The organism is Pseudomonas sp. B1(2018) (genome assembly GCF_003097365.1).
Taxonomy (GTDB): Bacteria; Pseudomonadota; Gammaproteobacteria; order Pseudomonadales; family Pseudomonadaceae; genus Aquipseudomonas; species Aquipseudomonas laurylsulfatiphila.
Genome location: NZ_PYUK01000023.1, coordinates 44,319 through 58,573 on the forward strand (window position 1 = coordinate 44,319; position 14,255 = coordinate 58,573).

Genomic DNA, 14,255 nt, shown 5'->3' on the forward strand with positions numbered 1-14,255 from the left:
GCCGAAGGCTGCGATCTTTTACTCAGATCGGGACGCCGTGCTCTTTCAGGAATACCACAAACGCCTCTTCATCCAGCACCTTCAACCCCAGCTCATTGGCCTTGGTCAACTTCGAACCGGCACCGGGCCCTGCAACCACGCAATGGGTCTTGGCAGAAACGGAGCCGGCAACCTTGGCCCCCAGGCTTTCGAGTTTGTCCTTGGCCACATCGCGGCTCATCAGCTCCAGCGAGCCGGTCAGCACCCAGGTCTGCCCGGCCAGCGGCAGGCCTTCGACAACCTTTTTCTCGCTCTGCCAGTGCATGCCGAATTCGACCAGTTGCTTCTCGGCCGCTTCGGCCAATTGGCGATTCTCTTCGAGTGCAAAAAATTCTCGCACCGAATTGGCCTGCTTCTCCGGCAGAGCCTGACGCATGTCCAGCCAGTCAGCACCGATCACCGCCTGCAGCGAGCCGAACTTGTCCGCCAGTTTCTGCGCCCCGCCCGGACCGACCGATGGAATATGCAGCTTGTCGAGGAAACCGCCCAATGTCGTACTCGCGGCAAACTCGGCAGCCAACTCGCCCTGGTCCTGAATCTGCAGGCCATGCCTGAGCAAATCAGCGATCACCTGCTGGTTATGTGCGTCTTCAAAGAAGCTGTGGATCTCGTGCGCGACTTCGAGCCCGACATCCGGCAAGTACGTCAACACCTGCGGCAAGGCCTGCTGCACCCGCTCCAGCGACCCCAGGGAGCGGGCCAGCACCTTGGCCGTCTCTTCGCCGACATCGGGAATCCCGAGGGCGTAGATGAACCGTGCCAACCCCGGCTTCTTGCTGTCTTCGATGGCGCCGAGCAGGTTCTTGCTCGACAGTTCGGCAAAGCCTTCCAGATCGACGATCTGCTCGAACGTCAGGGCGTACAGATCGGCCGGCGAACTCACCAGGCCTTCGTCGACCAGTTGCTCGACGCTTTTCTCGCCCAGGCCTTCGATGTCCATGGCTCGACGGGAGACGAAGTGAATGATGGCCTGCTTGAGTTGCGCGCCACAGGCCAGGCGACCGACGCAGCGGTACACCGCGCCTTCGCTGACCGTCTCGCGGCCCTTGCTGCGCTTGATCAGTTGCGTGCGCTCGACATGGGAGCCACACACCGGGCATTTCTCCGGGATCTGCACCGGCCGGGCGTTTTCCGGACGACGCTCCATGACCACCTGCACCACTTGCGGAATCACGTCACCGGCGCGGCGAATGATCACCGTGTCGCCGATCATCAGGCCCAGGCGTGCCACTTCATCCATGTTGTGCAGCGTGGCGTTGGCCACGGTGACGCCTGCGACCTTGACCGGTTTCAGACGCGCCACTGGCGTCACCGCACCGGTGCGGCCGACCTGGAATTCCACATCGAGCAGTTCGGTGAGTTCTTCCATCGCCGGGAATTTGTGGGCGATGGCCCAACGCGGCTCACGGGCGCGAAAACCCAGTTCGCGCTGGGAGGCGATGCTGTTGACCTTGAACACCACGCCGTCGATTTCATAGGGCAGCGCGTTGCGCCGCTCACCGATGTCGCGGTAGTAGTCCAGGCACTCGGCGATACCCTGAGCCAGTTTCAGCTCGTGGCTGATCGGCATGCCCCAGGCCTTGAGTTGCTGCAAATTGCCGATATGCGTATCGGCAATATCCGCCGACACCTGGCCGATGCCGTAGCAGCAGAATTCCAGTGGACGATTGGCGGTGATCTTCGAATCCAGCTGGCGCAAACTGCCCGCCGCTGCGTTGCGCGGGTTGGCGAAAGTCTTGCCGCCGACTTCCAGTTGCGTGGCGTTGAGCCGTTCGAAACCGGCCTTGGACATGAACACTTCGCCGCGCACTTCCAGGGTGGCCGGCCAGCCAGTACCGTGCAGCTTGAGCGGAATGTTGCGCACGGTGCGTACATTGACGCTGATGTCTTCACCGGTCGTACCGTCGCCGCGGGTGGCGCCGCGCACCAGCACGCCATCCTGGTACAACAGGCTGACAGCCAGGCCGTCGAGCTTGGGCTCGCAGCTGTATTCGACTGTTGCGCCGCCACCGAACAGGTCGGCCGCCGGCAAATCCAGCCCCTCAGTCACCCGGCGGTCGAACTCACGCATGTCGGTTTCTTCGAAGGCGTTGCCGAGGCTGAGCATCGGCACTTCGTGACGCACCTGGGTAAACGCCGACAGCGCCGCGCTGCCCACTCGCTGGGTGGGCGAGTCGCTGGTGATCAACTCGGGATTGGCCGCTTCCAGCGCCTTGAGCTCGTTGAACAAGCGGTCGTATTCGGCGTCCGGAATGCTCGGCTCGTCGAGCACGTGATAGCGATAGTTATGCTGATCCAGCTCAGCGCGCAGCTCTAAAATACGGTTCTTGGCGGCGGTCATGGGTGTTCTCTCGTAAAGCAAAAGAGCAGCCGAGGCTGCTCCTATTTCATCTCATTAAGATCAAGAGATCGCAGCCTCGTTTCACTCGACAGCTCCTACAGAGCGAAGCGAGGCTGCGATCTTTTGCCTTTATCGCTTCTGGGTCAGGGCGCGGCGTTCGAATTCGACGATGCGCTGACGGTAGTGCTCGATCGTCTGGGCAGTCAGTACGCTGCGCTGATCGTCCTTCAGTTCGCCGTTGAGCTCCTGGGACAACTTACGCGCCGCGGCCACCATCACGTCGAAGGCTTGCTTCGGATGGCGAGGGCCTGGCAGGCCCAGGAAGAAGCTCACCGCCGGGGTGCTGAAGTGGTCGATGTCGTCCAGGTCGAATACGCCCGGCTTGACGGCGTTGGCCATGGAGAACAGCACCTCGCCGTTGCCCGCCATGCTTTCGTGACGGTGGAAAATATCCATCTCGCCAAAACGCAGGCCGCTTTCCAGAATGTTCTGCAACAGCGCCGGCCCTTTGAAGCCGGCAGCGTCGCGGCAGATCACGCTGATCACCAGCACTTCTTCAGCTTGCGGCTGATCTTTTTCGCTGTGCGCTGGCGAGGACTTGGTGTCATCCGGGAAATCGTCGTCGCGGCTGCTGAAGCTCGGGCCGCCATCCAGATCCAGGCTGAGGTTCATGTCGCCCTGGGAAGGCTCGCTGTGGCCACGCTTGCCGCGCTTGGAGCCAGATTCACGAGGCTCGCGGGCCGGCATGCTCACCGACGGCAGGTCCTGCTCGTCCAGTTGCGGCTCTTTATGCGTGTCCAGCACGCGCGGCGGGCCCAGCAGCTCGGCGCTGCTGTCCTCGTCCGGCAGGTTGGACAGACTTCGGTCAAGGCGGAATTTCAGTTTTCCCTTGCCGCCGCGCATACGGCGCCAGCCATCAAAAAGAATACCGGCAATGACAATAATGCCGATGACGATCAGCCACTCGCGCAGACCGATTTCCATGTAATCCCGTGCCTCTATAAAAAATGCTGAAAAATAAGGGGTTTACAACCTGTAAACCGCTTTAAAACGTGGCGCCAACTCTATGTTCTGACAGGCGTTTTGCCCACGTATACGAAAAATTGACATTAAACTAGCACGACCAAAGGCAACTTTACACCGTCTACCAAAATCGCTGCGCAAATTATGTCGATTTGCCATCTTCATTCCACCAGTAGAGCGGCATATAGCCCGCACAGCTCAAGCTTAAAGCTTCAAGCTTCAAGCTTGATGCTCGCCGCTAGGCGTCCACCATCGCCATCGCCTCCTCGACATCCACTGCCACCAGACGTGAACAACCGGGTTCGTGCATCGTCACCCCCATCAGTTGATCGGCCATTTCCATGGCGATCTTGTTGTGGGTGATATAGATGAACTGCACTGACTGCGACATCTCTTTAACCAATTTTGCGTAGCGTCCAACGTTAGCGTCATCCAGTGGCGCGTCAACTTCATCGAGCATGCAGAACGGCGCCGGATTCAACTTGAAGATCGCAAAAACCAGGGCCAATGCGGTCAGGGCTTTTTCGCCACCGGAGAGCAAATGGATGGTGCTGTTCTTCTTTCCAGGCGGCTGCGCCATGATTGTCACCCCTGTATCGAGTAGATCTTCGCCCGTCAGTTCCAAATACGCGCGGCCTCCACCGAAAACTTTTGGGAAAAGCGCCTGTAAACCGCCATTGATCTGATCAAAGGTATCCTTGAAGCGGTTGCGGGTTTCCTTGTCGATCTTGCGAATCACGTTCTCAAGGGTTTCAAGCGCTTCCACCAGATCGGCGTCCTGGGCATCCAGATACCGTTTACGCTCCGATTGTTGCTGGTACTCATCAATGGCCGCCAGGTTGATCGCACCCAGACGCTGAATTCGCGCAGCGATGCGCTCGAGTTCTTCCTCGGCCTCCTTCTCGCTGGCCTCAGCGGTCAATGTCGCGAGTACGCCGTGGAGATCGTAGCCGTCTTCCAGCAACTGGTCCTGCAATGTCTTGCGGCGCACGGTCAGGGCTTGCCATTCCATGCGCTGGGTTTCGAGCTGGCTGCGAATCAATTGGGATTGCTGTTCGGCCTGGCTGCGGCGCTTCTCGGCATCGCGCAGTTCGCGGTCGGCGTCTTCGAGGGCGATCTGCGCAGTCTTGAGTTCTTCGTCGACGGTCATGCGCTTGTCGAGCAACTCCTCGAGTTTCAGGCGCAGCTCTTCCAGTGGTGCTTCGCCCTCCTCCAGATTGAGGCTCAGTTGTTCGCGCTTTTCGGTCAGGCGCTCGGACTGCATCTCCAGACGCTCCAGCGCCTGGCGAGTCGAATCGTGCTGCGCCTTGAGCGAACCCAGACGCACCGCCAACTGATGGGCATGATCCTTGTGTTGCCGCGCTTCCTGCCGCACCCGATCCAGGCGCTCGCGCAAACTGTCGCGCTGGGCCAGCAACAGTTCGCGCTGCTCGGTGTCCAGCGCCATGCTATCGAGGGCTTCCTGTAATTGCAGGCGCGCTTCACCGATGTGTTCGTGCTCCAGCGCGCGCTGCTCATCCAGCTCGGTGAGTTCTTCGTCGAGGCGAGTGCGGCGCAGGGTCAATTGCTCGGCCTTGGCTTTTCCGGCCGACAACTGGGCTTTCAATTCACCTTGCTGGCGGGCTTCGTCTTGCAGCAAGCGGCGCAAATGCTCGCGGCCGTTTTCCTGTTGACGCTGTTGCGCCCTGAGATTCTGCAGTTGGGTTTCCAGGGTTTCGACAGCGGCTTCGCGCTCTTCGCGCTCAAGGCCCAATTGCTGGATTTCCTGACCCCGGGCGAGCACGCCGCTTTCCGCCTCACTGGCCCGACGCACGCGCAGAAAATGCCGGCCGACCCAGTAACCGTCACGGCTGATCAGGCTCTGCCCGGCAGCCAATTGCCCCCGCAAGGCCAAGGCCTGCTCAAGGCTGTCGACCGGCTTGACCTGCCCCAGCCATGGCGACAGATCGATCTGCGCCTCGACCTTGTCCAGCAGGCTGCCCGGCACCCGTACGCCATCGCCGGCCGGGCTGAGCAAGCGCAAGTCGCCCTGGCTAAAGCCCGACAAATCGAAATCGTTGAAATCGTCCACCAGCACCGCCTGCAGGTCGGCGCCGAGCACGGTTTCCACCGCCAGCTCCCAACCGGCCTCGACCTTCAGGCCTTCGGCCAGGCGCGGGCGATTCGCCAGGTTCTGTTCGCGCAGCCATTCAGCGGTGCCGGTGCCCGGATCGAGCGCGGCCTGCTGCAAAGCTTCGAGCGAAGCCAGTCGACCGTTGAGCCGCTGCAAATCGCCCTGGGCCTGTTGTTGCGCCGTCAGCGTTTGCTGTAATTGCTGGCGCAGTTGCTCGAGCTTTTCGACCTGGGCCTCTTCACTGGTCTGCAAATCTTCGAGGGTCGCCTCGGACTCGGCGAGCTGCTCGCTGAGCTCCATGATCGCCGCGTCTTCCGGGTCCGCCGAAAGCAAGGCACGCTCTTCGCCCAGACGCTTCTGGCGATCGGCCAGGCGCTCCAGGCTGGTTTCCAGCTGCTGGATCCGCGATTGCTGCACTTCGGCCTGACGGCGTGGTTCGGCGGCGGTGAGGTTGAACGTGTCCCACTGCTCCTGCCAGCCATGCATGGTGGTTTCGGACTCTTCCAGCGCGGCGGCGGCCTCTTCGGCGGCGGCGCTGGTGACTTCCTGTTCCGGGGTCAGCATGTCCAGCTCTTCGCCCAGGGTCAGCAGCAGCGTGCGGTCATGACCGAGGTGGGATTCGGTTTCCAGGCGTGCGCGCTCGGCTTCCTTGAGGTCGTCCTGCAATTGCCGCAAGCGTTGCTGGCCATGCTGGATGCTCTGCTCGATCCGGGCAATGTCACCGCCGACCGAGTAGAAGCGCCCTTGCACCAGATTGAAGCGTTCCGACAGGTCGTGGTGCCCGTCACGCAGGCGCTCGATGCTCGCGTCGGCATTGCGCTGCTCTGCCACCAGGGCTTCGAAGGAAACCTCCTGGTTGCCGATGATCGCTTCACGCTGGCCGACCTGATCGTTCAACGCCTGCCAGCGCAGGGCCGACAGTTGCGCCTTGAGTTGACGCTCCTCGCCCTTGTATTCCTGGTACTTCTTGGCGGCCTCGGCCTGGCGATGCAAGCGCTCGAGCTGACGCGTCAACTCTTCACGCAGGTCGGTCAGGCGCTCCAGGTTCTCGTGGGTACGACGGATGCGGTTTTCGGTCTCGCGCCGGCGCTCCTTGTACTTGGAGATGCCCGCCGCTTCTTCGATGAAGTTGCGCAGGTCTTCGGGCTTGGACTCGATCAGCTTGGAGATCATCCCCTGCTCGATGATCGAGTAGCTGCGCGGGCCAAGGCCGGTGCCGAGGAAGATGTCGGTGATGTCACGACGCCGGCACTTGGTGCCGTTGAGGTAATAGGTGGTCTGGCTGTCGCGCGTCACTTTGCGGCGAATGGAGATTTCCGCGTAGGCGGCGTATTCGCCGAGCAGGGTGCCGTCGGAGTTATCGAACACCAGTTCGATGCTCGCCTGGCTCACCGGCTTGCGGCTGGTGGAGCCGTTGAAGATGACGTCGGTCATCGACTCGCCACGGAGGTTCTTCGCCGAACTCTCACCCATTACCCAGCGAACGGCGTCGATGATGTTCGATTTGCCGCAGCCATTGGGCCCGACCACCGCCGCCATGTTGCTGGGGAAGTTCACCGTGGTCGGGTCGACGAAGGATTTGAACCCCGCCAGTTTGATGCACTTGAGCCGCACGCTCAGGCGTCCGTCAGGGCGGAGATCACCAGATCGCAACTGCGCTGGCCATACGCGGTCAGCACGGTGCGGATCTGCGCAAAGTCACGGGCGATCACGGCCGCGAGCAGGCGTTCGAACAGTTCCAGGTATTCGCTCATCGACGCCTTGCGCTGATCCAGGGCAAGGAAATAGGCACGGCTCATGGCCGGCTGCAGATTCTCGACGGTTTCCTGCAGGTACGGGTTGTTGGCAAACCCGTAGGTGGCGCGCATCACATTGAAACTGTCGTCGACGAAGGTGTGGATGTCCTGGCGCTCGTAGCTGGCAGTCAGGCGCTGCTGGATCTGCACGAACGGCGCCAGGTCGGCCTGGACTTTCCAGCCGCTGGCCACGGCGTTGGCCAGCAGGATGTACATCTCGCTCATCAGCGTGCACAGGCTCTGCACCTTGTGCGGCGTGAGCTCGGTGACGTGGGCGCCACGTCGCGGCAGGATCGCGATCAGGTGGCGACGCTCGAGGATCAGCAAGGCCTCGCGGACCGAACCGCGGCTGACATTGAGGGCCAGCGTGACCTTCTGTTCCTGGATGCGCTCCCCGGGCTTCATTTCGCCGCGAATGATGCGTTCGGCGAGGTGGTGAGCGATTTGCTCGGCGAGGCTGTCCGGCGCCTTGAACGTCATGGTTGTCCTTCAAACTCTTTGATCTGTACAAGCGGCGCAGTGTAGCGCAATTGCTGCGTCAGGGCGGAGTGCCCGCCCGGAGGTTTTTGGCACGATTCAAGCAAAAAAGCAGGCTATCGAACCAACGACAATAATTAAGGAACAAGGGGTTGATCGACAAAATGCAATTTCCTGACCTTTAAGTCAGAAAATCATTGACCGAAAAGTCAGACCTGCTAAATTCGGTTCCTATCGGTTAACAACAATAATGAGTCTGCGAGGCCTTCCGTGATCCAGTTTTTACTAAACCAGGAACTCCGTAGCGAGCACGCCCTGGACCCGAACCTGACCGTGCTCAATTATCTGCGCGACCATGTGGGCAAACCCGGCACCAAAGAAGGCTGCGCCAGCGGTGACTGCGGCGCCTGCACCGTGGTCGTCGGCGAATTGCAGACCGATGACGACGGCCGCGAACACATTCGCTATCGCAGCCTCAACTCGTGCCTGACCTTCGTCTCGTCCCTGCACGGCAAACAACTGATCAGCGTTGAAGACCTCAAGCACAAGGGTGAACTGCACAGCGTGCAAAAAGCCATGGTCGAGTGCCACGGCTCGCAATGCGGCTTCTGCACCCCCGGCTTCGTGATGTCGCTGTTTGCCCTGCAAAAGAACAGCGATGCACCGGATCATGCCAAGGCCCACGAAGCACTGGCCGGCAATCTCTGTCGCTGTACCGGTTACCGGCCGATCCTGGAAGCCGCCGAGCAGTCCTGCTGCGGCAAGCAGCCGGACCAGTTCGACGCCCGCGAGGCCGACACCATCGCGCGCCTGAAAGCCATTGCCCCGACCGATATCGGCGAACTCAACAGCGGCGACAAACGCTGCCTGGTGCCACTGACCGTGGCCGACCTGGCCGACCTCTACGACGCTTATCCACAGGCCCGCCTGCTGGCCGGCGGCACCGACCTGGCGCTGGAAGTCACGCAGTTCCACCGTACACTGCCGGTGATGATCTACGTCGGCAACGTTGCCGAGATGAAACGCATCGAGCGCTTTGACGATCGTCTGGAAATCGGCGCCGCCACCGCCCTTTCCGATTGCTACGAAGCCCTGAACGCCGAGTACCCGGACTTCGGTGAGTTGCTGCACCGCTTCGCGTCCCTGCAGATCCGCAACCAGGGCACCCTCGGCGGCAACATCGGCAACGCCTCGCCGATTGGCGATTCGCCGCCCCTGCTGATCGCCCTCGGCGCGCAAATCGTCCTGTGCAAAGGCGAAACCCGCCGCACCCTGGCGCTGGAAGATTACTTCATCGATTACCGCGTCACGGCGCGCCAGGAAAGCGAGTTCATCGAAAAGATCATCGTGCCCCGCGCCAGCGTCGAAAAACTGTTCCGCGCCTACAAGGTCTCCAAGCGCCTGGACGATGACATCTCGGCAGTTTGCGCGGCCTTCAACATTCGCCTGGAAAACGGCGTGGTCGCTGAAGCCCGCGTCGCCTTCGGCGGCATGGCCGCCATCCCGAAACGTGCTGCCGCCTGCGAAGCCGCGCTGCTCGGCTCGCCATTCAATAACGCCACCGTTGAACGCGCCTGCGCGGCCCTGGGCGAAGACTTCACGCCGCTCTCGGACTTCCGCGCCAGCAAGGAATATCGCCTGCTCAGCGCGCAGAACCTGCTGCGCAAATACTTCATCGAACTGCAAACGCCGCACATCGAGACCCGGGTGACCGCTTATGTCTAATCATCACGCCGTAGAGAAGACCCAAGCCGAATTGGCTGAACTGTTCGCCAAGGACCTGACCACCGGTGTCGGCCGCAGCGTCAAGCACGACAGCGCCGCCAAGCATGTGGCCGGTGAAGCGCAGTACATCGACGATCGCCTGGAATTCCCGAACCAGTTGCACGTTTACGCGCGCATGTCCGACCGTGCCCATGCCCGCATCATCAGCATCGACACCTCGCCCTGCTACGCCTTCGAAGGCGTGCGCATCGCCATTACCCACGAAGACGTGCCGGGCCTGAAGGACATCGGTCCGTTGCTGCCGGGCGATCCGCTGCTGGCGATCGACACCGTGCAGTTCGTCGGTCAACCAGTGATCGCCGTGGCGGCGAAAGACCTGGAAACCGCGCGCAAGGCGGCCATGGCTGCGATCATCGAATACGAGGACCTTGAGCCTGTGCTGGACGTGGTCGAAGCCCTGCGCAAGCGCCACTTCGTACTCGACAGCCACACCCACAAGCGCGGCGATTCGGCCACGGCGCTGGCCACTGCCGAGCACCGCATCCAGGGCACCCTGCACATCGGCGGCCAGGAGCACTTCTACCTGGAAACCCAGATTTCTTCGGTGATGCCGACCGAAGACGGCGGCATGATCGTCTACTGCTCCACGCAGAACCCCACCGAAGTGCAGAAGCTGGTGGCCGAAGTACTGGACGTGTCGATGAACAAGATCGTCGTCGACATGCGCCGCATGGGCGGTGGTTTCGGCGGCAAGGAAACCCAGGCGGCGAGCCCCGCGTGCCTGTGCGCGGTGATCGCGCACCTCACCGGCCAGCCGACCAAGATGCGTCTGCCAAGGGTCGAAGACATGCTGATGACCGGCAAGCGTCACCCCTTCTATGTCGAGTACGACGTCGGCTTCGACAGCACCGGTCGCCTGCACGGCATCAACCTGGAACTGGCCGGCAACTGCGGTTGCTCGCCTGACCTCTCGGCGTCGATCGTCGACCGCGCGATGTTCCACTCGGACAACTCGTATTACCTGGGCGACGCGACCATCAACGGTCACCGCTGCAAGACCAACACCGCGTCGAACACTGCCTACCGTGGTTTCGGCGGCCCGCAAGGCATGGTCGCCATCGAAGAAGTGATGGACGCCATCTCCCGCCATCTGGCCCTCGATCCTTTGGCCGTGCGCAAGGCCAACTACTACGGCAAGACCGAGCGCAACGTCACTCACTACTACCAGACCGTCGAGCACAACATGCTCGAGGAGATGACCGCCGAACTGGAAGAAAGCAGCCAGTACGCCGAGCGTCGCGAGGCGATCCGTCGCTACAACGCCAACAGCCCGATCCTGAAAAAAGGCCTGGCGCTGACCCCGGTGAAATTCGGTATTTCCTTCACCGCCAGCTTCCTCAACCAGGCCGGTGCCCTGGTGCACGTCTACACCGACGGCAGCATCCACCTGAACCACGGCGGCACCGAAATGGGCCAGGGCCTGAACACCAAGGTCGCGCAGGTCGTGGCCGAAGTGTTCCAGGTGGAAATGGACCGCGTACAGATCACCGCGACCAACACCGACAAGGTGCCGAACACTTCGCCGACCGCCGCGTCCAGCGGTGCCGACCTGAACGGCAAGGCTGCGCAGAACGCCGCCGAAACCATCAAGAAGCGCCTGGTGGAATTTGCCGCGCGGCAGTACAAGGTCAGCGAAGAAGACGTGGAGTTCCACAACGGCCACGTGCGGGTCCGCGATCACATCCTGACGTTCGAAGCGTTGATCCAGCAGGCGTACTTCGCCCAGGTCTCGCTGTCGAGCACCGGGTTCTACAAGACCCCGAAAATCTACTACGACCGCAGCCAGGCCCGTGGCCGGCCGTTCTACTACTTCGCCTTTGGCGCGGCGTGCTGCGAAGTGCTGGTCGACACCCTGACCGGCGAATACAAGATGCTGCGCACCGACATCCTCCACGACGTCGGCGCCTCGCTGAACCCGGCCATCGACATCGGTCAGGTCGAGGGCGGTTTCATCCAGGGCATGGGCTGGCTGACCATGGAAGAGCTGGTGTGGAACAACAAGGGCAAGCTGATGACCAACGGCCCGGCCAGCTACAAGATCCCGGCCGTGGCGGACATGCCGCTGGACCTGCGGGTGAAGCTGGTGGAAAACCGCAAGAACCCGGAAGACACGGTGTTCCATTCCAAGGCCGTGGGCGAGCCGCCGTTCATGCTCGGCATCGCTTCGTGGTGTGCGATCAAGGACGCCGTGGCGAGCCTGGGCGATTACAGGCATCAACCGAAAATCGACGCACCGGCGACCCCGGAGCGGGTGTTGTGGGGCTGTGAGCAGATGCGCCAGTTGAAGGCGGCGAAGGCTGTCGAGGCGGAGACCGAGTTGGCTTCGCTCTAAGACCGAGGTGCGGCCATCGCTGGCAAGCCAGCTCCCACAGTGTTTTGTGGTGTCCACAGAGTTTGGATTCAACTCAAATCCTGTGGGAGCTGGCTTGCCAGCGATGAGGCCCGAACTGACAACAGAGATGTTGAGGTGAAACATGTACAACTGGATCGACGCCCTCGCCGACCTGCAAAACCGGGGTGAACCCTGCGTGCTGGTAACCATCATCGAAGAGCTCGGCTCCACGCCGCGCAACGCTGGCTCGAAGATGGTCATCAGCGCGAACCAGGCCTTCGACACCATCGGTGGCGGGCATCTGGAATACAAGGCCATGAAGATCGCCCGCGAGATGCTGGCCAGCGGAAAGCAGGACACCCATCTGGAGCGTTTCAGCCTCGGCGCCAGCCTTGGCCAGTGCTGCGGCGGTGCCACCGTTCTGTTGTTCGAACCGATGGGCCAGGTGCAGGCGCAGATCGCCGTGTTCGGTGCCGGCCACGTCGGTCGCGCCCTGGTGCCGCTGCTGGCCAGCCTGCCTTGCCGGGTACGCTGGATCGATTCGCGGGAAGAGGAATTCCCCGAGCAGATCCCCCACGGCGTGCGCAAGATCGTCAGCGAAGAGCCGGTGGATGAAATCGATGACCTGCCCGCCGGCAGCTATTGCATCGTGATGACCCACAACCACCAGCTCGACCTCGAATTGACCGCCGCGATCCTCAAGCGCAACGACTTCGCCTACTTCGGCCTGATCGGTTCGAAGACCAAACGCGTGAAGTTCGAACATCGCCTGCGCGACCGCGGTTTCGACAACAGCGTCGTGCAACGCATGCGCTGCCCGATGGGCATCGGCGAAGTCAAAGGCAAGTTGCCTGTGGAAATCGCCATCTCCATCGCCGGCGAAATCATCGCCACCTATAACGCGAACTTCGGCCAGCAGACCTCCAGCGCCGAACCGATTGCCAAACTGCTGCCCGCGTCACGCCGCAGCCAAACCGCAAACTTGAAAGCCTCGAACTGAGAATCTCATGCCTCTGACTCGCAAAGCTTACCGCGCCGCCATCCTGCACAGCATCGCCGACCCTGCCGAAGTCGGTATCGAAGCCTCCTACGAGTATTTCGAAGACGGCTTGCTGGTTGTGGATAACGGCCAGATCAGCGCCCTGGGCCACGCCAGCGAATTGCTGCCGACCCTGCCGGCGGATATCGAAATCACCCACTATCAGGATGCGCTGATCACCCCCGGCTTCATCGACACCCACATCCACCTGCCGCAAACCGGCATGGTCGGCGCCTATGGCGAGCAATTGCTGGACTGGCTCAACACCTACACCTTCCCGTGCGAAAGCCAGTTCGCCGACAAGGACCACGCCGACCAGGTCGCGGACATTTTCATCAAGGAACTGCTGCGCAACGGCACCACCACCGCACTGGTGTTCGGCAGCGTGCACCCGCAATCGGTGAACTCGTTCTTCGAAGCGGCCCAACAGCTCGACCTGCGGATGATCGCCGGCAAGGTGATGATGGACCGCAACGCCCCGGACTACCTGACCGACACCGCCGAATCCAGCTACGTCGACAGCAAGGCGCTGATCGAGCGCTGGCACGGCAAGGGTCGCCTGCACTACGCGGTCACCCCACGCTTCGCACCGACCAGCACCCCGGAACAGCTGACCCTGGCCGGCCAGTTGCTGACCGAATACCCGGATCTGTACATGCAGACCCACATCAGCGAAAACCTCAAGGAAATCGAGTGGGTCAAGGCGCTGTTCCCCGAGCGCAAGGGCTACCTGGACGTCTACGACCACTACCAGTTGCTCGGCGAGCGCTCGGTGTTCGCCCACGGCGTGCACCTGTGCGATGACGAGTGCGCGCGCCTGGCAGAAACCGGTTCGGCCATCTCGTTCTGCCCGACCTCGAACTTCTTCCTCGGCAGCGGCCTGTTCAACCTGCCGATGGCCGAGAAGCACAAGCTCAATGTCGGCATCGGCACCGATGTCGGCGGCGGCACCAGTTTCTCGCTGCTGCAAACCCTTAACGAAGCCTACAAGGTGATGCAGCTGCAGGGTGCGCGCCTGAGCCCGTTCAAGTCGCTGTACCTGGCCACCCTCGGCGGCGCCCGTGCGCTGCGCCTGGAAGACAAAATCGGCACCCTGCAACCGGGCACCGACGCCGACTTCCTGGTGCTGGACTACAACGCCACGCCGCTGCTGGGCTATCGCCTGAAGCAGGCCAATAACATCGCCGAGACATTGTTTGTATTGATGACGCTGGGGGATGACCGGACTGTGCTGCAGACCTATGCGGCGGGGAACCTGGTGCATCAGCGGTAAATTTCTTCGGGCATAAAAAATCCCCCGTTGCTTTTCA

Annotated in this window: 8 protein-coding genes; 4 read left to right on the forward strand and 4 right to left on the reverse strand. The window is 61.5% G+C overall.

Translation table 11 applies throughout. The features are described from left to right. Positions 1–22: 22 nt before the first annotated feature. From ligA to C9422_RS27510, 4 genes are all read right to left on the reverse strand, one after another. Positions 23–2,380, reverse strand: coding sequence for an NAD-dependent DNA ligase LigA (ligA, locus tag C9422_RS27495; RefSeq protein ID WP_116582857.1), 2,358 nt, complete (start codon positions 2,378–2,380; stop codon positions 23–25). A 129-nt stretch (positions 2,381–2,509) separates the two neighbouring features. Further along, complete coding sequence (gene zipA, locus C9422_RS27500; protein ID WP_007971469.1) at positions 2,510–3,364, reverse strand: cell division protein ZipA; 855 nt, start codon at positions 3,362–3,364, stop codon at positions 2,510–2,512. Positions 3,365–3,641: 277 nt separating this feature from the next. Beyond that, entirely contained in the window at positions 3,642–7,130 is a 3,489-nt protein-coding gene (gene smc / locus C9422_RS27505) for a chromosome segregation protein SMC (RefSeq protein ID WP_116582858.1), read from the reverse strand. Positions 7,131–7,132: 2 nt separating this feature from the next. Next, positions 7,133–7,792, reverse strand: coding sequence for a GntR family transcriptional regulator (locus C9422_RS27510; RefSeq protein ID WP_015096020.1), 660 nt, complete (start codon positions 7,790–7,792; stop codon positions 7,133–7,135). Positions 7,793–8,059: 267 nt separating this feature from the next. Between C9422_RS27510 and xdhA the strand changes: the two genes are divergently transcribed. The 4 genes from xdhA (at position 8,060) to guaD (ending at position 14,218) form a co-directional block, all read left to right on the forward strand. After that, positions 8,060–9,514: a xanthine dehydrogenase small subunit gene (gene xdhA, locus C9422_RS27515; RefSeq protein ID WP_116582859.1), complete on the forward strand. Its 1,455-nt coding sequence runs from the start codon at positions 8,060–8,062 to the stop codon at positions 9,512–9,514. Beyond that, on the forward strand, positions 9,507–11,906 hold the full coding sequence (gene xdhB, locus C9422_RS27520) for a xanthine dehydrogenase molybdopterin binding subunit (protein WP_116582860.1): 2,400 nt from the start codon (positions 9,507–9,509) through the stop codon (positions 11,904–11,906). Before xdhA ends, xdhB begins: the two co-directional genes overlap by 8 nt. Before the next feature lie 142 nt (positions 11,907–12,048). Beyond that, positions 12,049–12,906 (forward strand): xanthine dehydrogenase accessory protein XdhC, encoded by an 858-nt coding sequence (xdhC, locus tag C9422_RS27525; protein WP_007971477.1) that lies wholly within the window; start codon positions 12,049–12,051, stop codon positions 12,904–12,906. Positions 12,907–12,913: 7 nt separating this feature from the next. Continuing rightward, the gene (gene guaD / locus C9422_RS27530) at positions 12,914–14,218 is read left to right on the forward strand and encodes a guanine deaminase (protein WP_116582861.1); all 1,305 of its coding nucleotides are present in this window, start codon (positions 12,914–12,916) and stop codon (positions 14,216–14,218) included. Positions 14,219–14,255: the final 37 nt, after the last annotated feature.